Below are 21,911 nucleotides of genomic sequence, written 5' to 3'. Positions count from 1 at the left end.
GCCTGACTCGACAAGTGCGCCGTCTTCACCATGACCTCATCGTGCACTGTGGCAAGCGTCGAGCGTGAGCCGCCCTCGGTGGAAGGTGCCAACTCCGCCCGACCGGACAGGCAGGCGGAGGAATTCACCATGCCCAATGCCGTGTACTTCGACACCGTATCGACCGTCGACCTGCAGTCGCCGCCGCGGCCGGCAGTCTTCGGTGGCCCAGCAGGAACTAGTTGGTCTTCGCCGAGTTCTTCAGGATCCAACGATCGACCTCCTCACCCACTAGTCGGACGCGACGATTTCAGGAGCCACGAAGTTTAGGTCGTGGCCTTGCATGGTTATGACGATGTCAAGCCCGCTCGCTAGGACAGCATCGACATCTGCATGTAGATCGACATCGACAACTGCGACCACTAGGCCGGAGTCGCTGACGATCTGTAGTTCGGAGGGCGCGTCGGTCGTTGTCGAAATATAGACGATCTCCGGCACCTGATAGGCAATTGCAAGTTCACTGCGAAGCGTCACTTGGGCGCGTCCTGTCTCAAGCAGAGATCGCAGCACATTGTTTCGGCGAGCCCGGATGAACTGCAAGAGATCGAGCACCTCGCGTGCCACCGCGTCAAATGTGCTCCGCCAGCCTCGGATATGCAGGCTCGCGAGCCAGGACCGGACGTCTTCAACCTCGACACCTTGGCGCTGCGCCTCGCTCCCGATGACATGTGCCAATCGACGAGAACGCACTCCTTCGTTGAGCAACGCCAGGGCGTGCGGCGTGTTGACCCCGTGTCGGATACACCAAGCGGTGTCGGGCCGAAGGCGGCTTACAAGGCCGGCTTCCTCAAGGCCGGCGTTGACTTGCTCGACGAGCACGCCGACAGTCCAAGCCAAGTAGTGTTCGAATGTTGAGCTGATGGCGTCGACAGTCTGTTCCAGCTGCCACTCGACGGCCAGACCGGGAAGAATCCGTTCGGCAAGAGCGGGAACGTCAAGGCCGTCTATCCAACCGGTCAATCCATCTACAATGGATACATCGATTAGATTCTTGTTTCCCTTGGCTCTCGTCGACCAGAACTTCCAGCAGTTGTCGGCTTCTGGTTGCGCCAACAGTAGCGTGAGTACTTGTTGTTCCGACAACAGCAGAATAGTGTCGTTGAGTGGCCAGTGCCATGCGTCATCAGGGATAGCAAAGCCTTGTTGGCGAAGCTCATGCTCCCGCGTGGCAACAGTACCAACTACGCGACCGGCTATCGCATCTAGCCGCGCCGCGGTACCGAGCGAGGTGCCGGCGGCTGTCCAACGCAGTCGCTGCGCCGGGCTTGCACGTTCATAAGTGGCTCGAACCTGTTCAGCCAGCCGGAGCCAGCGTTGCCGAAGCGCCGGGTCCATCTGCTGAAATGCCAGGAGTTTGTCGAGAACGATGTCCATCTGGATGGGATCGTCGAAGATCGTCCACAGTGGCTGCAGTGTCGTCAGGACAAACCATGTATACGAGACGAAGTCGGACGCGACTGTGTCCGGCGCGAGTTGGAAGACCGCGTCGGCCGTGGTGGCGATGAGCTCCTCGGCATCGGCAAGGGCTGCCAGCGACTCGTCTGCCAAAAGAGTGGAGCGGGCTTCGAGCGCCTCGTCATTGGGGCGAAGCTCATCAAAGTCCTTGAGTTCGGAGCGCTTCTGCAGCGCGAGCACGATCCAGCCTTCGGACTCACGGCCGGCCCGTCCAGCCCGCCCGATTGCGTTCATGAGCCGCGCGGCTCCGAGTTGAGCGCCAGGGTGTTGACCTTCAAACCGGGTTTCGGCGATCACGACTGTCCGAACCGGCAGGTTCACCCCGTCGGTCAGCGTGCTCGTAGAAACGATCGCCAATATGACCTCAGTTCGGACTGCCTCCTCGATCGCGTCGAGGACGTCTACGGGCAGGCCGGCATGGTGGTATGCGACGCCGTGTTCGGCACACGCAATCAGCGGGTGCTGGTCGCCGAGCCGCTCACGGAGAAATTCGACAAGTTCACGCGTGGCTTCACGCAGCGATAGGTGATCTGCCAAGGATTTAGCAGCGTCACGAGCCATGGTTCGCGACGACACGATCATCAGTAGACTGCCCGCGTGTGTCAGTATGGAGGCTGCTGCGGCGAAGATCTTGTACCCAGGCGTGCCGCCATCCTTACTCCTGACTCCAGTCGGTGTTTCCTTGAGAATCAACTCGCCCAGCGGCTGTTGAGGGCTTGTAGTAAGTGTCGTGACCGGCCCCGCCTCGGCAGGACGGAGACGTAGCTGCGCCACCTGTGGCACAGTGACCCGCGTTGGGTACTGCGCCGATTTCCGAAGACTCCGTACCGCGGAGTCCCAGACTGGCAAAGTGTTGAGTAGCGCATGGAGACGGCGGGGTCCCCGCCAATCAGACGTAAACAATACTTCTGGACGCTCGGAGTCAAGCCAGGACGCGAGCGAGGCAGCGTTTCCGAGTACGCCGGAGAGAAGCACAATCCGCGGGTTCTCGTCCGCCGCCATGAGGTAAGCGAGCAGTCCTTCTACCGTGAACCCCCTCCCTGGTTGCGCCAGTAGGTGCGCTTCGTCGATGACGAACAAGGAAAAGCGTTGCATGACAGCGTCGGCGTCATGACGCAGCAGGTGCATCAGTCGTTCGGGTGTCGTAACCTCGACGTCGGCGGGGTCTTGCGAGAACGACAAGATGTCGAACAGGTCGCTGTCGTCACTCAACTCGCGGTTGAGTACCCGAAGCCGTCCCGACAGCGCCTTTCGCATCTCCCGTCCAAGGCTGCGCAACGGGGTGACATAGCAGACTCCCCCCGGCTGCGTCGCGATGTGAGTGCAGATGATCAGCTGCGCGAGCAACGTCTTCCCTGCACTGGTAGGTACTGACAAGAGCAGCCGGCGCGTGGTTGGATCCAAAGGGTTCATTCCTGGCCGCTCAAGCAGTTCTCTTTGAGGTGGCCATAGAGTCAAGACCGGCGGGTCAGCAAGGCAAAACGCCTGCGCCACGGCGTTCGGAGTTCCAGGGGGAAGGATCGAGTAGAGGCTGCCAGATTCAAGGCCATCGGCGATCGACAAGAGGTGTGCGGCTACCCAGCGGGCGTCGAGGTCTCCGGTTCCCGCAGTACCGTCCAGGACGGACACCAGTGCCGCTCGCGCTACTGGCAGCTGGCGGCCGGTGCCGAATGCTAAGAACCGGAGCAGCGACCACACAGCGCGCACGATCTGTTGCGCTGGACCAAACATCGTCGACTGGAGGTCGTCGAGCTCGACTGTTGTGGCGAGTTCGGTGAGTTGGCGTCGCCAACTGCGAAGTAGGGGGAACAGGAACCTCGTATCGAGGCCGAGGAAGGCAACGCCGGCCTCGACCGCCAGTGTGTCAGCGTGATCGACTAGTGGTGTGGTGTCGACGAGGAGGTCCGAGACACGGCGGTATACCGCCGTGGCGTTCGGGTCGAGGTCAGCGCGTCGGTAGCCGACTTGTGCGCCGAAGGCAAGGTTCAGGCGTTGGCGTGCATCATGGCGGGGGTCCGCCAAGGTCAAGTCGAAGACGTGTGCGCTTACTGCAAAAGCTCGACGTTGTCGTGCCGGCGTATACAACTCGGCGGCTTCCGATGCCGACGCAACAGCGTGGAGGTACCACGCAGCACGTTCGAGGTTCTCGTCAACGGCGAAGTCTCCGCGGAAGGCCCTTATTTCGACGTCGGCGATCAGGCTCGCCAGTTCTTGTGGCGATGGCAGGACGCCCGTCTGGTGGACACCAAGTGCCTCGACGAGGTCCGGCAGGTTCAGAGCGCGCTCCATACCATCCTCCTGACTTCGTTGGCGAACTCAGTGAAGTTTTCGATCACGCAGAGCAGTCCTTCAAGTTGCCCCGCATCGGCGAACTGATCCAAGGTGCTCTCCAGCGGGGAGAAGCACGTCGCGGGAGGTGTTACGGTGTTCGTGGCAACCCCGACTCCTGCTCCTGCTCGTGGGTCTGCGTTGATCCACAGATCACCTAGCTCAGCAAAGAGGCTCCCGAGATCACCGTCTGTCTGGCGATGAGCGCTGGTGAGCTTAGCCAGATACTGCAGGCCCCTGATATTGAGCTGATCTGAGGCGCGCTGCACGGTCGCAGTGACTACCGAATTTTCGGTATTGTGTTTCTTTATTTCCCACAGTCTAAAGAACAGCGAGGTGTTCGTTCCTGGCGGTGCATACACCACGAAACCGTCTTCACCTTGTTCTGTAACAGAGTAGCTCGGTTCGCTAAGGTATTGGCGCACACGATGTGCGGCTTGCTGTCCTTTCATGATGAGATGCCACAACCACTCGGCGACGAATCCCTCCAGATGGTTGCCCTTTCCCTTTTTTGCCTTGGTGTCGCCGGACTGGACAGCGTTGGGCTGGCCAAAGACAGAGGTGACAAACGATGAGACAAGTTCTCGGTCGTCGTCGGCTACGGCGTTCCCGGACAGGGCTGCAGCTTGCCAACAAGGGAACGCTCGTGATTTTCCGCATCGAAACCTCATGATCGCCTCTGCAAGGATCCACGCGACTGCGCTGCGGCGGTCGGCGGAGAGGCCAACCATCGCCACGAGGTCCCATGCGCACTTACCGGGTGCATGCTGACCTCTGAACTCACTCACCAAGAGGCGACTGACCTGGTTGTCATGCTGAGCCGCGAGTCGGGCAGCCTCGGCCGGGCTCGTCGGCGGCGCGACGGTTGCAATGGGGTGGTCACCTCGTGAACCGTCCTCCTCGGACGCGCTTCCGACGACGCTCTCCATCCGGTGGACCCTACGCCGATGTCACCTCTGACCTGGGGAAGCTCGCCGACAGGGCGCCCAAACGGCCTAGTGCGGCACGGCGAGACTCACCTCCAGAGTGCCGACTTCTGGCTACAGCCCTGCCTACTCACGCTTCCGTAATGCGGAGAACGGAACGAGTTGGTCGACTAGCTGCAGCTTGCTGCGTCGGCCGTCTGCGAACGGGATCTCATAGTTGACGACGCCGAGCCAGTCCCCTTCGACGCTTGGGAAGCGACCATGGAGTCGTCCTTGGACCTCGCCAGTCAGGTCGAGGCCGGTCTCGATGACGTGACGAGGGGCATCCGAGGCACGAACGAACAGCGCGTCCAGTCGGACCCAAATTGCGGTGAGCACCGGCCTGCGTCCGTGGAGGTCGTCGCCTTCCCATGCCGTGAACGGGCTGTCGAGCAACTGGCTCACCTGCCTACCGCGGAGCCGGAGGGCGCGGTAGGCGCAGGTCAACGTAAGGCTCGTCATCAAGTTCGGCGCGCATCGGGCTCGTGCCGTTGACGGTTAGCCTCCAGCAATGGTCTGCGCCTGGCGTAGCAGCGCAGGCCGGACAGCTGACGTGGACCTCGTCGTCAACCACGATCGCCCTGCACTCCGCCGGACGTAGGACGTGAAGGCCGAGCTTGCACGTGGCGGGCAAGACGGCGACCTGCGTGCCAGTTCCGTCAACCCGGCAGCGCAGTGCGCCGTCTGACCGGATATTTGAACGCATCTGCAGGTCCATGACCGGCAACATACACCCGAGTCGCACATACGTTCGAGAAACCTGGGCGATCTCTACAGTTGATCTTCGGATGCGTCCGTGAAGCCGAACGCTTGTCCCATGTACACGAACGCCTGGCGAGTCAGCGCCCGCCGGAGTTCCCGTGGAAGCTGCGGTGGCGCGGTGATCGTCACGGCCATGCTCGTGAGCTGGGTATCGACGCGCTCGCCGAATGCCGCGAAGTCGACCAGGTCGGTCAGTAGCGGCGGTGGTCCCGGAACATCGTGCTTCTGCTCGGCGCTCAACCGCAGCTCTACGGTCGGAGGGCCGGCCCACCGGCCGCCGCGCGGATCAGGGGTGATGATTGCTGGCAGGACCTCGGTCGCGGTCTGCCATGCAACGGAGAGGAACTCGGTCAACTCCTCCAGCGAGAGCCGGAGATCGGCGCTGCCTGCTACCTCACCTGACAACCCCAGCACGTCTGCCCAAGCCGCGAGATCGTATATCCGCAGCTCGGCGCAGGTCACGACAGCCGAGGACGTCGCGTTCGGCAGCGCGGCCATCACCTCGCCAGACAGCGCCGAGCGGTGGTCGGAGGTCTCGATCGTGGTCGAGAAACTGGCAGCATCACGAGCGTTCCGGTTGGGGCCCGACTTCCACTGAGCGGCACGCAAGTCGGCACCACGCCGCTGCGACAGGATGGTCACGGCGCCGGCCAGCTCGCTGATCGGCAAGGTCATGGCGAATTCGCGCCGCCGAGCGGTCGGTATCTCTCGTTCTCCATTCCCAACCGAGGGTAGCGTTGCGATCGCCCGAACACGTAGCAGCGGCGGCGCGCCCCCGCCGGTCCAGTTCCCGGCGTAGCGGGTCGTGGTGAGGCTGAAGCCGGGGCTGGGCTCCCACGTCCAGGTCCGACCGGAGTCGGCGCGGACCAGCAGGCCAGTTCCCCAGCGTCCTCCGCGCAGCTCGACCACGGTGGCCAGTTCGTTGACGACCCGTCCGGACCGCATGCTGTCCTGCTCGATGAACGGAAGCCCGAGGGCGCCGAGCACATCGCCGTCCGGTACTCCGCTCCCTGCAGCGTGCAGCGCGTCCCATACCGATTCTGCGATCGTGACGGGCAGCTGGTCAGGTAAGGCACAAATGATCCACCCCTCAGCCGGTCCGCCCGATTCGAACTCCTGGGCGACACCTGGGCTGATCCGGTAGACCTCGGTCGTTGGCCGACCCAGCTGAATTAGCTGACGCGCCCGCTCGTACGCCTCCCGAAACGGCCGTCTCCAGCCCGGCTCGCCGACCCCGACCTCGTGTGCAGGTCGAGCTGCGTCCGCGGCACGACTGGCGGCGGAGACCGCCTCGGTGACCAGCGCAGAGAGCACTTCCTCACTGGGGCCGCCGGCCTCCGCCCAGCCGAGCGCCAACAGCCGGCGGATCTCAGATTGCGGCAACCAGTGGGTACCATCGGCCTCCCGCACCGGAACCGCCACCGAGCGCTCACTCGCCTTGTCGTTGCCCGACGGCCCTGGTACGACGAACGGGCGTTGTGTTTGCGATTGGGCGGGGATGTCGATCATCAGGACACCTCGTGCATCGCCGCAGTCGATCCACTCGACGGTGAAGCCGCGCGGAGGCGGCATCACGCGGGTCCTGATGAGCTTGCGGTGCTGGTCGAGGTCCACCTTGTCCCTGGGAATCGGGCCCAGTTCAGAGACGACCTCTTCGCCGTCCTCGACCTGCGTCTTGAACCCGATCAGGAGCAGGCCGCCGGTCGCGGCGTTCGCGAACGCCGCGACGTCCTTGACCAACTCCTCCTTCCCGGTTGCGCTATCCAGCCGATATGGGCCGCTCTTGACGTCGAGCCAGGCGCACTCCCGCAGACCGATAACAGCGGCTGGGTCGTTGATGCGCAGGGCGTGCCGAACGTCGTCCAGGCTGGTCGCTGACATGCGATGCATTCTCCCTAGCCCGCGTCGACGGCCTTCAGCCACGCTGGGCTCAGCGACGAAATGCTACGTCGGAGAACAGCCATCCGAGATGTCCCGCGTCCCGTCGTGGCGGTGAGGTCGGAGAACAGCCTGTCGACCGAGGGGCAAACGGTGAACCATGACTGATCACGTCACTGTGGGCGTGTCCACATCGGGCTCAGCGGGGCGAAGGCCGCCGGAAAACCCGCTCCAGGACCAGAGATCACCGGCGAATCCAAGGGGGTAAACGTCCGTGGCGCCCTTGGCGCATCATCGACCATCCTGTGCAGGCCGGGCTGGCAAACTCATCGAGTGATCAAGCACTTCACATCGAGCGTGTTCGTATTCGGGCTGGTTGGTGGAGTGTGGAGTCTGGGGCTGATCGAGCATCCTCGCCTGCGGCGCTGGATGATCGCCGGTGGCCACGTCGAACCGGGCGAGTCGCAGGTTGATGCCGCCCTTCGCGAGGTCGAAGAGGAAACTGGCCGACGGGTTCGGTTGGTGCGGCCCCCTGGTCCGGCAGTCCCACCCGCGTTTCCGCGCACCGTGCTGACGATGCCGTGGTGGATCACCGAGCAGCCGGTGCCGCCGGATGCGCACTGCCCGGAACGTCATGTCCATGTCGATCACCAGTACGTCGCCCTCGTCACCGAACCTGACGAGGTGATCGGGGAGCCGGAGCACCCGTTTCGTTGGGTCGGGCAGGGAGAGCTCGACGGCCTCGCGATGTTCGCCGACACTCGGCTGCTCGCCGCTGGCCTGTTCGCTGTCGTGCCGATGCTCGGCGCCAGCGATGTCGACGCGGTTTCCGTGCTGACGTCGCTGGCGGGTGACGGCCAGCGGTGATCAGCCTTGGAGGGCGCGGACCCGCTCGTGCAGAGCGGTGAACTCCTCGACCCGCTTGGTCCGCTGCTTCCACAGCACGGCGAGCCAGCGCAGCGCGATGGTGCGCCGCGCGGCCTCGAACCGGGCCCGGTTGTCCGGTGTGACGCCAAGGTCGGCTTCGGCGCCGGTCCAGACGTCGTCGGGAATGACACGGGCGCTGATGTGCTCGATGTGGTCGGCAGCGTCGACTGCGATGTCGGAGAAGCCGCTGAACTCGAAGTCCGCGACGTAGGTGGACTCGCCATCGTGGAGCCAGTTGAGCAGATTCGCGTCGCCGCGGGAGTAGACGCGCGTAGCGGACTGCGCGAGCAGTTCGGCATCGCCGCTGTTCTCCCATCGGCGCAGGAGAGCCAGCATGTCCGGGGTCTGGGGATTGTCGGCGGCGTCGGCGAGCTGGCCGGGCCAGACATCGGTGAGCCGGGCGATGTAGTGGCCGATGGAGTCGACGCGCTCCAGGCCGGCAAGCGGCTCTTTCAGCGGAACGCTCTGCAGAGCGCGGGTGATGTTGGCCAGCGACTTGATGGCCGACGCCGGGTCGAGAACGTCGAGGATCGGGGAGCCGGGCAGCAGTGTCATGCCGAGGGCCGGCTGTTCGGGGTCCTCGTCGAGCCACAGCGGTTCTGGTGCGCTGCCCAGGCCGGCGGCGTGGGTGAGGCCGTGCCACTCGCGCTCGACGCGCTGCCGGTCCGTCTTCTTGTAGAGCTTGATGCAGATCGGCGTGGGGGCCGTGGTCCAGGCGAAGACGTCGTTGTTGCGACCACCGTCGAGTGCCTGCAACCCGTGTTCGTCGAGTGTGGCGGCCAGTGCGTCGGCTCCGGCCGCACGTGCGGTGCGCAGGGCGCTGAGCAGGTCGGTGGGAGCGGTGTTCTCGCGGTGGCTGGCCAACGTGGTCATCGTTTCGGACTCTCGGTTTCGGCTCGGCACGGATGGACGAAGTCTGGCGGGGCCAGCGTAGGAGACGGGCTCGGCGGTTTCGCGGTGCCCCGCACACGGGCTCAGGTCGATGTCGCCCGTCTGGCTGATCTGACGCAAGGCGGCGTGAATAGCGTGGTGGGTGTCGACCGGGTCGAGCTCGGTGACATCGAGGGCGCTGAGCTGGGGGTCTCGTTCGGCAAGCAGTGCGTAGGCGTGGTCGACCCAGGTGAGGTGAGCGCGCTGCTCGCCGGTGAGTGCGGAGTGGCGGTCTCCGCCACGTTCGTCGGCGCGGCGTGCGGCGACGTGCGGGGGTACCTGCAGCCATAGCGCTCGGGTGGGGCGCGGCCCGGCCAGAGCCGTTAGGGCGTCCAGCCAGTCAAGGGCGACGTCGGTCGGGGCGCGGTGCTGGCGGAGCAGGGCGGCGATCGCGTAGGAGGCCATCGTGTGGATGCCGCGGTCCTCGATCACGACGGCGGCAGGGTTCTCGGCCAGCGCCGGATCGAGGACGGTGGCGACGAGGTCAGCCCGGACAGCGGCGGTGATCATGGTGTCGGTGACGGCGTCGCCGGTGCGCAGGAAGGAGTCGCCGCTGGTGCACAGCAGGTCGACGAGGGTAGCCGCGACGGGGTCGGTGTCCAGGGTGGCCAGGTCGGGCAAGACGGTGACGGGGTGGCCGTTGGCTTCCAGGCACCTCGCGAGCATCCGGCTCTGGGTGCTCTTGCCCGCTCCGGGCAGGCCCTCGAACGTGATCAGCACGCCACGACCTCCTCGCCGGTGAAGCTGTTGATCGCGCTCGCGCGCTGGACGATGTCGAGAATGTCTTCGATCAGGGCGGGTGCGGCGGCGATGGTGCAGCGTGAGGCGGTGGTGTGGTCGGTGCCGTCGAGATCGGTCACGTTGGCGCCGGCTTCGCGGGCGATGACGGCTCCGGCAGCCATGTCCCAGGTGCGGTTGCCGAGGGTGATCGACGCGCCGAGGGCGGAGTCGGCCAGCAGCGCGAGGTCGGCCGCGGCGGATCCGAGCATCCGGATGCGTTGCGCTCGGGGCGCTAGGGCAGCGTGGATCGCCAGCATCGCCGCGTTGCGTGCGGCGGCGTCGGGTCCGGTGCCGTAGTCGCCGACCGCGACGATCGCCTCATCCAGCCGGGCCGGGCCGGCGATGCGGATTGGGTGGCCGTCCCGGCAGGCGCCGAGACCGTCCGCCGCCGAGTACGTGCGGCCAAGCTGGGGCAGGGCGATGACCCCGAGCAGGGGGTCCTCGTCGACGACCAGCGCAAGGGAGATGCCGGTCAGCGGGATGTCGTGGGTGAGGTTGGCGGTGCCGTCGACTGGGTCGATGACCCAGCGGGTGCCGCTGGTCGGGCCGCCTTCTTCTTCGCCTTGGACACCGATTCCGGGAGTAGCGCGGGTCAGCTCGTCGCGCAGGATCCGTTCGATGGCGAGGTCGACGTCGGTGGCCATGTCCCGGTCGCCCTTGCCAGCGCTGTGCGCGCCGGGGATGAGGTCGGGGCAGGCTCGCAGGACCGCGTGGGTGTGCGGCACGAGCAGGGTGTCGACCAGCCGCTTGTCGAGGGGCTCGGGCTGGTATCCCTGCAGGTAGGTGCTGCCGAGGACGCTTTGACGGAGGGCGTACGCCCTGGCGAAGGTGTCGGTCGGCATGGCGGCCAACTCGTTCCAGCGCTGTGCCTCGCGCGGCCGGCCGAGATCGCGGTGGATCTCGATCGCGTCGGAGGCCAGTCGGTGCTCGTCGAAGAAGTCGATCCAGGCCGGGTCGTCACCAGTGTAGGAGCTCGCGGCGTCGAGCAGGCGTTCGGCCGTGGCGAGGGCACCGTCAGCCATGCGGGCGTTGCCACTGCGTGCCCAGATGCGGGATTCGATCAGCTTGAAGAAGCCTTTCACGCGCGGCGTGGCGTTGCCGCCTACGCGGTGGAACGCACTGTCGGCCATGTCAATCGCGTCGTCGTGGAATCCGCCGAGGCTGCACTGCAGGGCCATGCAGGTCAGCACGTAGCCGCCGAGTTGGACATCCCCCGCGGCGCGGGCTTGGCGCAGCGCCTGGATGTAGTGCCGTTGGGCGTTGGCGTGGTCGCCGTTGTCGAACGCGGTCCATCCGGCGAGCCGGGCGAGTTGCGCCGTGGCGGTGAACAGTCGGCGCCCGACGGCGTCGCTGTAGGAGCCGTGTAGCAACGGGGCTGCCCGCTCCTTCAGGCAAACGGTGAGCTGCGACGTTCGCCAGTTCCCGCCCCCGTAGCGGGAATCCCACTGCCGTGCCTGTTCAGCTGTTTCGAGCAGTTCGACGACATCGGCTTTCCCAACGCGCCGGAAGGCCCCAGGTGACCGCGAGGCGGCACTGTCGTCAGCGGGCAGCGCCAGCCAGCGACGAACCGGGGTGTTGTAGTTGGCGACAGCCACGCCGGGGCCGCGGATGTCGCGGCGATCCACCTGGCTCCAAAACCTGGTCGCGATTTGCACGGCAGTGCCGAGCTCGCGTGGGAACTCCAAACCGATGCCCGAGTCGACGCCAGGGTCGTGATCAAGGTCGATCTCTGCCAGGCTGACCGGCCGCCCAAGTCGTTCTTCCAGGACCTGGGCGATAAGCGGGCGTACCGCTTGCGCTGGCCGCGTTCCCCTCTTCATCCAGTTCGTCCAACTGGTGTGGGTGTAGTGCGTCTCCAGGCCAGCGGTCTCCGCAAGCTGGTTGAGCCGAAAGGCCAACGACTTCTTCGCCGCACCAGATGCCTCGACCAGGCGGGTCAAGGCGAGGTTGGGCCGGGGCGTGGCGCTCATCGACCGCGGTGGGCCGAGTGCTCCCGCAAGCACACCCGCGAGTCGAGTCCCACCGAAGTGGAGGGCGGTCTCACCAACACTCACCCCTCAGCTATGTGTCTTTACGCGGCGACTCGTCGTTGTCATCGCTCCAGCTCCTCCTGACCGGGCCAACCGCCAAGGTTCTGGGTAGAGGACGGCGGCGTTCGCGGCCTCTTCGGCGGCCATAGGCGTTCGTGCAAGTCGAACGGCACTAGGTCTCTAAGGCGCAGGCCGGCGGTCATCACATGCTGGGCGGCGTCATCGAACCTGGCGCAGGGCCAAGACTGCGCCGAACACAAGGGACACACCCACGGCTGATCCGGCGGGGGCAGATGCGCTGCCACGTCGTTGACGGCTTGACTCACTCGACCGAGTGGGCTGTCAGCCGCGACGATCACGGCGAGATCCTCGCGGACACGCCCCACCTGTCACACCACCGCGTCTGGAGCACCGCGCCATTGCACCTGCCCATCGACCAGGTACGCCTCCGCGTCATCTGTCGAGCTTTCTCCTGCCTGCCAAGCGATTCTGCCTCCGGCCGCCTGTACGTACCGTCCGCGCTGGATCGCGCCGAACAGGAACGCACCCGCTGTTCCCCGTGAGCGCTTAGCCACCCAAATTGGGAACTCCGCAGCCGGAAGTTGGGTCTGCTGCACCGATAGGTGACAGTTCAGTCACGCGGCCTGACTGGCCGGTGAGGTCATGATGGTCTCGTACTCGATCGGGGTCAATCGGTTCAGGGATCGTTGGCGTCGCCGACGGTGGTAGGTGCGTTCGATCCAGGTCACGATCGCGTTTCTCAACTGCTGGCGGGTGGGCCAGATTCGACGGTCGAGGACGTTGTTCTGCAGCAGGCCGAAGAAGGATTCCATGGCGGCGTTGTCGCCTGCGGCGCCGACTCTGCCCATCGACCCGATCATGTGGTGCTGTTGAAGAGCGCGGACGAACTTTCTTGACCGGAATTGCGATCCGCGGTCGGTGTGGATCACGCAGCCGGCCACGTCACCGCGCCGGGCGACAGCGTTGCGCAGGGCATTGACCGCCAGCCGAGACTTCATTCGCGAGTCGATGGAGTAGCCGACGATCCGGTTCGACCACACGTCCTTGATTGCGCACAGGTAGAGCTTGCCCTCGCCAGTGCGGTGTTCGGTGATGTCGGCCAGCCACAACCGGTTCGGGCCCTCGGCACTGAAAGCGCGACGCACCAGGTCGTCGTGCACCGGCGGACCAGGCCTTCTGCCCTTGCCCCGACGCTTGTTCTTGCTGAACACGCTCCACCAACCCATACCTGAACAGATCTTCCAGGCGGTGCGCTCGGTCATCGGCTCGTCGGCGGCATGGGCCTCGTCGGCCAGGAACCGGTAACCGAACTCCGGGTCGTCGCGGTGGGCGTTGAACAAGGCATCCGCCCGGTACGCCATGACCAGTTCGGCATCGGTGACCGGGCGGGCACGCCACCGGTAGTAGGGCTGCCGAGCGATGTTCAAGACCCGGCACGTCACCGCGACGGGGACACCGTCGGCGGCCAGCTCGGTCACGAGCGGGTAGAGCCTTTTCCCGGCAGGTTCGCCTGCGACAGATACGCCGTCGCCCGGCGCAGAACCTCGTTCTCCTGCTCCAGCAGCTTGATCCGCTTGCGCGCCTCACGCAGCTCGGCCGAATCGCTGCGGCTCACACCCGGTTTGGCGCCTTCGTCGGTGTCGGCCTGACGCAGCCACTTGAACAACGTCATCGGGTGGACCCCGAAGTCCTTCGCGATCTGCTCGACGGTCACACCGGGCTCGCGGTCACGCGCAACCCGCACGACATCGTCGCGGAACTCCTGAGGGTAGGGCTTGGGCACAGCAACATCCTCCCAGCTCACCATCACGGCAAGCCAACTCAGATGTCACCTACTCGTGCAGCAGACCCGTTCTTGTTCTAGCCACGATCGGGCATCGCGGGACGACGGGAACACCCTTTCCGCGACCGTGTCTGCGGTGTCGTCGTCACCGATGCCGACACCGATTGTGGCGAGGAACGCTGTGGCGTCGGCAACGCGTTCGTGTGCAGGCTCAACGACTGGGAGCGCATCGCCGTCGGCCGTGGAGATCGGCCAGTAGCGTGTTCCGCGGACGATATGCAGAAGCGGCAGCAGAGCATCGCGCAAGCCGGGCGTCATCGCGATGGCGCAACGAGAACTCGTGCTGTGCTGGCTACCGTCCGCGTCAACAACGAGCGCGCCGGCTTCAAGAGCGATGATCGCTCCCGCCGCTGTATCCCAACTGCGGTTGCCCAGGGTGAGACTGGCATCGAGCGTGCCGTCAGCGACCCAGGCCAGCTCGACCGCCGATGACCCAATTCGCCGAACTCGTTGCGCTCGTAGGGAAAGTGCTCGGTCCAACGTCGCTGACGCTCTTGTCCGGGCGGCGCCGCCTTCTCCTGACCCGTAGTCGCTGAGCGCGATCAGCGAGTTCTCAAGGGCTGTCTCCTGTGACACGACAATGGGATCACCGTCTCGGAATGCCCCGCTTCCTTTTGTCGCCCAGTAACGGTGGCCGAGGAACGGGGTTTCGATGACACCGAGAGCAGGTTGACCGTCGTGAACGAGTCCGAGAGCCACCGCGCAGAGCGGAACTCCGTGGACAAAATTGGCCGTACCGTCAACAGGATCGAGCACCCAGTAGACGCTCGGGTCACCGGTCGCGCCGGTCTCCTCGCCGAGGAAGCCGACATCTGGAACGTGCTCCGCGAGGTGGTCTCGTACGAGATGTTCGATAGCCACCTCAACCTCCGTCACCAGATCGCGATCGCCCTTGGTCTGAACTTCGCCGGCCTGGCCGCGCATGAGGAGATCGACTGCCTTGTCCATGGCCTCGTGCGCAACGACGAGCAGGCGCGTAGTGTCGAGAGTGCTCATCGAGATCCCAAGTGTCCTTCTGGTGACGAGGCTCGGACTCCGACTGAACTCCGTGCCAACTGGAGCTCTTCAGCGCAGAGTCCGTACAGGCTCCCGAGTTGGCCGTTCTGGAGGCCGTCATTCTCCTGAACCTGGCCCCACCGCCAGGGGTCTTCGGCGAACGGTGCTTCGATGCCGTTATTGGCCAGCGCGACCCAGCGACGAACGCAACCCGCACAACGTCCACAGTGGAGCAGCGTGTTTTTAGGCTTCATGCAGGAGTGCGTGCAGATGAGATCGTCGACAGGCAGCGACTGGTCGACATACCAGCGCACCACCTCGGTCTTAGTCATGTCTCGGAATGGGCTGTCGACTCGAACGTCACGCCCGACTGCCAGGGAGATGAGCTCAGAGAGGCCCTCAAACATCGCGGCGTTCTTGTCGGTGCCGAGGTTCCCCTTAACTGCGACACACCAGACAGTGTCCGCGCGATGGCACGCAAGAGCTACGAGATGCAGGTACCGCAAGGGGATCACGCCGTCCTGCAACTCCCACGACCCCAAGTCGAGCTCGCGGCTCACAGCCAACCTGATGCTATGTCGACGCGCGAGGGTGTCGAGGGCTCGGTACTCCTGGTCGCGGTTCCGGTCGCCGAGGTCGAAGTAAAGCGCCTGCGGCTTGCCGAGGTAGTGCCACGCGACGAAGCTGTCGATGCCACCGCCGCAAAGGAGAATCGCCCTTGGGGATGTCGTTCCTGTTGTCGCCCTGTTGGTACTCATTCCGGCGCCCACGTCTGCGCCTCCCTGTCGATGACCGAGGCGATCTGACGGATTCGGTCGTCCGTGTCTTGCTGCGTGAGGATGATGGCGAGGCTTGAGTCGACGTAGTTTTGTGCTCGCAAGCAACCGTCGTCGGCATAACGTCCGAACAGCGGTACCTTGTCAGCCGCGACCGTCAGGAAGCTGCCGACACAATTGAGCACACCCAGCGCCGCAAGGCGTGCGCTGAACTCCCTAGGCCGGGGTAGTTCGAGTCGAAACAGCGGATACTGGTGGTTCGGATCCTCGAAGCGAACGCTCTCGGTTAGTCGTATGCGTGGCGTACCAACCAACAACTCGGCCAGCAGCCCTGCTTGGCGGGCGCGGTCACTCAGCAGCTTGTCGAACCTGACCAAGTTGAAGCGGGCGATCGCAGCAAGGGGTTCAGCGAGCGAGTAGTTGTGGCCTAGTTCAGCGTGTTGCTGATGGCCAGGTGGCGGAGTTTGCCAGTGGCTGCGGGCTGCACGGCAACGGTGTGCCAGGTTTTCGTCATCAGTGAGGAAAAAGCCGCCTTGACCAGACCAGAGGATCTGTCTGTCGCTTGTGGACATACAGACCAGATCGCCAAAGGTGCCGGCGTACTGGTCGTCGAAACGGCTGCCAACTGCGTCGCGCGCGTCCTCGACAACATTGAGTCCATGCGATCCCGCGAACTCGACGAGCCTGACAACGTCGCCCGTGCGACCCCAGAGGTGCACGGCGATGATCGCGCGGGTTCGCTCGGTGATCTTGGATGCGACGTCCTGAAGGTCGAGGCTGATCCCGCCGATACCGCTGTCGACGAAGACCGGCGCGGCACCCAAGTAGAGGATCGGAGCGACCGAACTTGGCGATGCGGCGGCCGAGACGAGTACCTCGTCATCCTTCCCCACGCCAAGTGCGATCAGGGCACAGTGTAAGGCGGCGGTACCGCTCGCCACGGCGATCGCTTCGGTGGTGCCGAAGTGTTGAGACAGCTCCCTCTCGTACAGATCGACCTGGCCGGTGGCCCAAGGATCCGGCATTCGTTCTGAGGTGGACGTCAACGCGTCGTGCAAGGTGATGGTCACGTGGCAGATCCAGATGCGGAGTGCTCGGCCGGTTCGTGAGAACCTTCGCGACCTACCTCGTGGTCCAGCAGTCCAGCGGCGTCCATGGCGATAAGTTCGCTCGCGAGTGCGGACTCCAGTCTGCGTGCACGGTTATCGACCTTCCACGACTCGGGAGACCTGAACGTCATCGGGCGCCGAAGGCGAGCCGGGACGATCATGAGCCGCGGTGGCTCCGTCGTTGCACTCGGGTGGTCCGGGTGGTCAGGGTGTTTCAAGTCCAGGAAAGCCCGGAGGGTTGGCTCAGCCTCGTTGCCGAAGGCCCAGACAACCTTGCCGGGGTTGAAGACGTCGAAGACTGGCTCCCGGACGGCTCGCGCCGCGGTCACGCGGTCAGACTCCGTGATGGTGAGCAAGTCGACGTGGCTACTCCAGCGATAGGAAGCGACCAGGGCCACCGGATCCAGTCGTTCGCCGCAGAGATGAAAGGCGAAGCCGTCGTCGACCAACTGGCGGAGCAGCTCGTCAACCGCGTTGGACCAGCCGTTCTTGATCGTCAGGCGGTTCATCGTGGTCAGCAGGCTCATCGTGATCACCGTGGTCGTCTTTGGGATGGGCAACCGGCCGCGGCGAGGTCGGGGGGCGACCCTCGCCGCAGCCGGTGCGTTCATGAGATCGTGACCAGGCACGACGGGGGCAGATGACATTCGATGACATTCGCGGAGGAGCAGGCGAGCGTGGCTCGACACGTGACGATCACCGGTACCCGCTCGATCCCTGTCAAGTCTGAGCTTCCCGGCCTGTTCGACGACTACCTCCGGCCGTTCGCTGCCCCGGATGCTCACTTCTACCTCGGAGGCGCTGCTGGCATCGACACGGCCGCACTGGACTGGCTGGCCGACCGCAGTCAAGCGTCGTTGACCGTCGTGGTGCCCTGCGCGGTGGCGGACCAACCGGCAGCGGCGGCGGCGTCGATCCGCCGATGGCAGGACGCGAGCCGACTCGTCCAGGTCGTGGAGTTGGGAGCTGACCGGTTGGGCACTGCGGCCTACCACGCCCGTAACCGGTGGATGGTCGATCGGAGCGGCTTCGTGATCGGCTTCCCACGAGGCACCGACCAGGCCAGCGGCACCTGGTACACCGTGAACTATGCAGCCGAGCAGGGCAAACCCCGGCTGGTCGTTCCCGTGTGACCTCGTCCGGATGGTGTACTGAACACCGTGACCACGACCGATCGGGAGTCCGGGGCGCGCCTGCTGCGCCAGCTGCGCGAGGGGCGCGGCTGGTCCTGGGCTGAGCTGGCCCGAGCGCTGCGGGACACCGCTCGCCAGCTCGCGGTCGCATCCCTGATGAACCGGCAGGTCGCCAGCATCCAGCGCACCGTCGCCCGGTGGGAAAGCGTCTCCTACCGAACCAGCCCCGGCGACCGATACCAGTTCCTTCTGGCGCACCTCTACGCCCGAACCCCAGCCGGCGACCTGGCGATTGGCCCCGGATCCGATTTCGACACCCTGCTGGACGCCCTTCGACACTTCGGAACGCCGCCTCAGCGAGTACGACAGCTCATCGAGCTGGTCGGCCACAGCGGACGACGCGACAACGACGGCCTGCTCATGCTGCTGTCGCCTGGGACCCAGTCGACCATCGCCGCGATCCAGCGTGATCCCTCGAAGCTCGACCACGAGGTCGTCAGCCGGCTCCACGACTCGGTCAAGAAGATCAACGGAGAAGTCGGCGCGACCCCGTTCGTCCGCCTCCAGCTCCAGCTCGCGCCCATCGTCGAGTCCTGCCGACGGCTCCTGGAGCTTGACCAGGTCGGTCCGCGGCAGGAGTTGATCCTGCTCGCCACGGCCGCGTACTCTCTCGCCGGCCGCTTGGCCTTCGAGACCCGTGACGACGAGGCAGCGATGGCCCTGTACGCCGATGCAACAAGGGCGGCTGGGCACCTCGCGGACCGAAGCCATCGAGCCGCCGTCCAGACGAGCCACACCATGGTGACCTTGCATGCGACCGACGACCTGGAGGCGGCGCGGACGATCGCCCGCGCCGCGACCGTCGACGCTCACCGTGGCGCCAGTTACGCGATTCGAGCTCGCGCCCACGCGGTGCACGCTGAAATCTGCGCTCGCGCTGGTCAACCCAATGACGCGGCTACTGCCCTGGAACGAGCCTGGAAGACCGTCGAGCAGCTGACCGTCGATGATCCGCACGGCGGGTTCAATGCTGACCGCTTGAACGGATTCGACGGCCTGTGTGCCCTCCACGCGGGCGACGCAGGTCACGCACACGACAGCCTCGACCGGTCGGTCGCCGCCTTGCAGTTGTCGCGAGACGCTGTCCAACGCGGCATCGTCAGCACCGATCTCGCGCTCGCGCGGCTGCGCCTCGGCGATCCAGCCGCCTGCGTCGAGCTCCTGCACGAGGCCGTCGACATCACCGCGGCCACGGGCGGCAGGGTCGCCGCACAGAGGATTCGGTTGGCTCGGCGTGACCTTCGGCCATGGCGAACCGAAGACTTTCTGGCCGAGCTCGATGATCATATTCACGACACCCTGATTGGGCGCTGACCAGGATCAACGCGATCGACGTGCTCGGCACGCACAGCTGCCAGCCGCGGGGACCGCGGAGGCCGAGCGCAGTGCGTGTCCGACATGTGAACACCCCCGATAACGATGCGTGCATGAACCGAGACGCATAGTCAACACGCCAAGATCGTGACGAGGTACCGTCCACGACCCGTTCGCTGGGCGTCCGCGGACCGGCCTCCGGAGCATCGGGACACCTACGTCGGGCACCATGACGGTGACCGTCATGCAGGCAGGGAGGATCTTCACGTGGTAAGGATCGAAGCGGTTTTCTTCGACGTGGGCGAGATACTGGTCGACGAGACCCGCGAGTACGGGACCTGGGCCGATTGGCTCGGAATTCCGCGCCACACGTTCTCCGCCGTCTTCGGCGCCGTGATCGCTCAAGGTAAGGACTACCGGGAGACCTTCCAGGTCTTCAAGCCGGGCTTCGACCTCGCGGTGGAACGCGAGCGGCGAACCGCCGCCGGCCAGCCGGAGACCTTCACCGAGGAGAACCTGTACAGCGATGTGCGGCCATGCCTCCGGGAACTCCAAGATTCTGGCCTTCGGGTCGGCCTGGCAGGGAACCAGACTGCACGGGCGGAGGAGATCCTTAAGGCGCTGGAACTACCGGTCGACGTCATCGGTACTTCCGACGGCTGGGGCGTCGAGAAGCCATCGCCCGGATTCTTCGATCGGGTCATCGAGGAGGCCGGGGTCGCAGCGAGTTCGGTCCTGTACGTCGGCGATCGGTTGGACAACGACGTCCGGCCGGCCCAGCAGGCCGGCATCTCGACTGCGCTCGTTCGCCGCGGGCCGTGGGGACACATCCTTCACATGCCCGAGGTTGAGGAGCGCTGCCTGTTCCAGCTGACGAGCCTCGCCGAACTACCTGCGCGCGTTGCCGGTCACAACGCCGAGTACAGCTGATCAAGCCTCAGCAGCCGGGCCGGTCAACGCTCGTACTCGTTCGTCCAGCTCGCCGACGTAGGGCGTGGCGCTCAGAGCCGCACGAACTTCGGGCACGCGTTGGAGTGCGATGTTGTACGGGGCCTTACTGACCAGGTCGCATGCCTGTCGAACGGTGGCGGCAGCATGTTCGGCATCGGTGGGTGCCTGTGCTGCGGCGAGGTCGAACAGCAGGACGGCCTTCTGCTTCGTCGCGGTTTCGGCGAGGTTGTCCAGCGAGCTCTGAAGCCGGCCTGCCGCCTCGCGGTTTCGGCCAGCCAGCAGCAGGGCGTTGCCGGCGAAGCCGTCGAGCCGCGAGGCGTCGAAGAAGTCGAGCCACTTGGGGTCGGTTCCAGCTGTCACGAGCGCATCCTCGGCAGAGCGGATACGAGTAAGGCTCGCACTCGACTGTCCAACGCGGGCGGACACCTCGGCGTCGACGCAGTGCAGCCACGAGCGCAGCAGTGGGCTCGCCGCGTAGCGCGCGTGCGCGTGCGCTGCCGAGAGGTAGTCGCGAGCCGGCTGTATCTGCCCCGCGAAGCCTGGCACGAACGCGCGATGGCCCAGCAACGCGGCGGCCAGAGCGTGATCTTGCGACGTGCTCGCCGCATCGTCCGCAAGCTGGAAGAACTGTTCGGCTGCATCCCCTTGAGCCAGGTCGAAGAACAACAGCCGCGAAGCGAGGAGCGCGGACTCGGCGACGGCGGATGCCAGCTGTCGTGACTGTGGCGCTTCAGCGTCCGAGGTCGACTTGAGCATGCCCGTGCCGAGGTGGACGTGCGCGGTCACGGACGGCAGGAGTTCGGCCGCTGCAGTCGTCCAGTACAGGTCGCGATGGGAGGCGGTGATCGCGGCGAAGGCGTCGACGGACTGCCGGTCCAACCGCGTCCGCTGTTCGGCAGCCAGTGCTTCGGCGCCATCGGGGATCGCGATGCCATTCGAGAACAGCGCTGCGAGACTCGCCCCGAGCAGGCCCTTTAAGAACACGGGCCGGCTGAACTCAGCATTGCCGCCCAGCACCAGCATCACCTTCTTCACCACGACGTCGATGAGTTGCTCGTCCAGGAGGACGTTGGTCGTAGACGCAGGTACGACCAGATCGGCCGGACGCAGCGCCAGCTCCTCAGAGGAGAGCAGACCGAGCTCGCTGGCCGGAAGGTCGAAGACCAGCACGAGGTGCTTCTTGTACCGCGGGTCCGGCTTGCGACCGCCCGTTTCCCATCGTCCGACCATGTCAGCGTTCAGACCGGCCTCACCTTCGCCGGCCTGCTCAATGCTCCGCTTGATCTGTTCGACGACTTCTTGATGGCTCCAGCCGCGCTGGAGCCGTTGCCACCTCAGCCGCGTGTTCGGAGGGTGTTTCGACGTCGACGTTCGACGTGTTCCCACTGCGTCCTCCTCTGGTCGACCTGGTGAGCTCGCCTTACCCGAGGGTAGGAGTTGACGTAGCCGGGCGCGACGCTGGCCGGGATACGGACGGGCAGCGGACGGCTCCTGGGCGGTAGTCCTTGGCCGCGAGCGGGGGTTCGATCAACAGTGGACCGCTACCAGCGCAAATAGGGAAGACAGTGACTGAAGACCACCGGTGCTGGCTTGCGGGCGGCGAGGAGATCGCCG

16 protein-coding genes are annotated in these 21,911 nt (G+C 65.2%); 4 read left to right on the top strand and 12 right to left on the bottom strand.

Translation table 11 applies throughout. The annotated features are described in order from the left end of the window. Positions 1-270: 270 nt before the first annotated feature. The 4 genes from AB0M30_RS22390 to AB0M30_RS22375 form a co-directional block, all read right to left on the bottom strand. A complete protein-coding gene (locus AB0M30_RS22390) occupies positions 271-3,783 on the bottom strand; it encodes a DEAD/DEAH box helicase (RefSeq protein ID WP_364586452.1) in 3,513 nt (1,170 codons plus the stop codon). Further along, positions 3,768-4,751 (bottom strand): hypothetical protein, encoded by a 984-nt coding sequence (locus AB0M30_RS22385; RefSeq protein WP_364586451.1) that lies wholly within the window; start codon positions 4,749-4,751, stop codon positions 3,768-3,770. Before AB0M30_RS22385 ends, AB0M30_RS22390 begins: the two co-directional genes overlap by 16 nt. 123 nt (positions 4,752-4,874) lie before the next feature. Then, positions 4,875-5,192: a hypothetical protein gene (locus tag AB0M30_RS22380; protein WP_364586448.1), complete on the bottom strand. Its 318-nt coding sequence runs from the start codon at positions 5,190-5,192 to the stop codon at positions 4,875-4,877. Positions 5,193-5,558: 366 nt separating this feature from the next. Further along, positions 5,559-7,430 carry an ATP-binding protein gene (locus tag AB0M30_RS22375; protein WP_364586445.1) on the bottom strand — a complete coding sequence of 624 codons (1,872 nt, stop codon included), beginning with the start codon at positions 7,428-7,430 and terminating at the stop codon, positions 5,559-5,561. A gap of 330 nt (positions 7,431-7,760) precedes the next feature. On the opposite strand from AB0M30_RS22375, the gene AB0M30_RS22370 reads away from it, so the two are divergent. Next, positions 7,761-8,294: an NUDIX domain-containing protein gene (locus tag AB0M30_RS22370; RefSeq protein WP_364586442.1), complete on the top strand. Its 534-nt coding sequence runs from the start codon at positions 7,761-7,763 to the stop codon at positions 8,292-8,294. On the opposite strand, the gene AB0M30_RS22365 is transcribed toward AB0M30_RS22370, so the two are convergent. The 7 genes from AB0M30_RS22365 to AB0M30_RS22335 all read right to left on the bottom strand — a co-directional run bounded on the left by AB0M30_RS22365 (position 8,295) and on the right by AB0M30_RS22335 (position 17,366). Next, a complete protein-coding gene (locus AB0M30_RS22365; protein ID WP_364586439.1) occupies positions 8,295-10,004 on the bottom strand; it encodes a thymidylate kinase in 1,710 nt (569 codons plus the stop codon). It lies immediately after the preceding gene. Further along, positions 9,998-12,004 carry an inositol monophosphatase family protein gene (locus AB0M30_RS22360; RefSeq protein ID WP_364586436.1) on the bottom strand — a complete coding sequence of 669 codons (2,007 nt, stop codon included), beginning with the start codon at positions 12,002-12,004 and terminating at the stop codon, positions 9,998-10,000. Before AB0M30_RS22360 ends, AB0M30_RS22365 begins: the two co-directional genes overlap by 7 nt. Positions 12,005-12,729: 725 nt before the next feature. Beyond that, positions 12,730-13,898 (bottom strand): IS3 family transposase gene (locus AB0M30_RS22355; protein WP_364586433.1). Its coding sequence is split into 2 segments (ribosomal slippage): positions 12,730-13,611 and positions 13,614-13,898, totalling 1,167 coding nucleotides; the frame shifts between segments, so codons are not numbered across the junction. 45 nt (positions 13,899-13,943) lie between these two features. Then, positions 13,944-14,954: an inositol monophosphatase family protein gene (locus AB0M30_RS22350; RefSeq protein ID WP_364586430.1), complete on the bottom strand. Its 1,011-nt coding sequence runs from the start codon at positions 14,952-14,954 to the stop codon at positions 13,944-13,946. Then, positions 14,951-15,724 (bottom strand): 7-cyano-7-deazaguanine synthase, encoded by a 774-nt coding sequence (locus AB0M30_RS22345; RefSeq protein WP_364586427.1) that lies wholly within the window; start codon positions 15,722-15,724, stop codon positions 14,951-14,953. The genes AB0M30_RS22350 and AB0M30_RS22345 overlap by 4 nt, the downstream gene beginning before the upstream one ends. Next, a complete protein-coding gene (locus AB0M30_RS22340; RefSeq protein WP_364586424.1) occupies positions 15,709-16,800 on the bottom strand; it encodes a DegT/DnrJ/EryC1/StrS family aminotransferase in 1,092 nt (363 codons plus the stop codon). The genes AB0M30_RS22345 and AB0M30_RS22340 overlap by 16 nt, the downstream gene beginning before the upstream one ends. Next, positions 16,797-17,366, bottom strand: coding sequence for a hypothetical protein (locus AB0M30_RS22335; protein ID WP_364586421.1), 570 nt, complete (start codon positions 17,364-17,366; stop codon positions 16,797-16,799). The genes AB0M30_RS22340 and AB0M30_RS22335 overlap by 4 nt, the downstream gene beginning before the upstream one ends. A 123-nt stretch (positions 17,367-17,489) precedes the next feature. Here AB0M30_RS22335 and AB0M30_RS22330 point away from each other — a divergent pair, with 123 nt between their 5' ends. From AB0M30_RS22330 to AB0M30_RS22320, 3 genes are all read left to right on the top strand, one after another. After that, complete coding sequence (locus AB0M30_RS22330) at positions 17,490-17,972, top strand: hypothetical protein (RefSeq protein WP_364586418.1); 483 nt, start codon at positions 17,490-17,492, stop codon at positions 17,970-17,972. Positions 17,973-17,999: 27 nt separating this feature from the next. Next, positions 18,000-19,346: a hypothetical protein gene (locus AB0M30_RS22325; protein WP_364586415.1), complete on the top strand. Its 1,347-nt coding sequence runs from the start codon at positions 18,000-18,002 to the stop codon at positions 19,344-19,346. Positions 19,347-19,613: 267 nt separating this feature from the next. Further along, on the top strand, positions 19,614-20,276 hold the full coding sequence (locus tag AB0M30_RS22320; RefSeq protein WP_364586412.1) for an HAD family hydrolase: 663 nt from the start codon (positions 19,614-19,616) through the stop codon (positions 20,274-20,276). On the opposite strand, the gene AB0M30_RS22315 is transcribed toward AB0M30_RS22320, so the two are convergent. Further along, positions 20,277-21,683, bottom strand: a complete 1,407-nt coding sequence (locus AB0M30_RS22315; RefSeq protein WP_364586409.1) for a helix-turn-helix transcriptional regulator — start codon at positions 21,681-21,683, stop codon at positions 20,277-20,279. Between the last annotated feature and the right edge of the window lie 228 nt (positions 21,684-21,911).

Origin of the sequence: Amycolatopsis sp. NPDC051716, assembly GCF_040681595.1 — a bacterium.
In the GTDB taxonomy this organism is placed as follows: Bacteria; Actinomycetota; Actinomycetes; order Mycobacteriales; family Pseudonocardiaceae; genus Amycolatopsis.
This window is presented reverse-complemented; position numbering and strand designations above follow the sequence as displayed.

Excerpts from the sequence above, each read along its gene's own strand:
- AB0M30_RS22390 (WP_364586452.1), bottom strand. The coding sequence starts at position 3,783 with ATGGAGCGCGCTCTGAACCTGCCGGACCTCGTCGAGGCACTTGGTGTC.
- AB0M30_RS22385 (WP_364586451.1), bottom strand. The coding sequence starts at position 4,751 with ATGGAGAGCGTCGTCGGAAGCGCGTCCGAGGAGGACGGTTCACGAGGT.
- AB0M30_RS22375 (WP_364586445.1), bottom strand. The coding sequence starts at position 7,430 with ATGTCAGCGACCAGCCTGGACGACGTTCGGCACGCCCTGCGCATCAAC.
- AB0M30_RS22350 (WP_364586430.1), bottom strand. The coding sequence starts at position 14,954 with ATGAGCACTCTCGACACTACGCGCCTGCTCGTCGTTGCGCACGAGGCC.
- AB0M30_RS22335 (WP_364586421.1), bottom strand. The coding sequence starts at position 17,366 with ATGAGCCTGCTGACCACGATGAACCGCCTGACGATCAAGAACGGCTGG.
- AB0M30_RS22330 (WP_364586418.1), top strand. The coding sequence starts at position 17,490 with ATGACATTCGCGGAGGAGCAGGCGAGCGTGGCTCGACACGTGACGATC.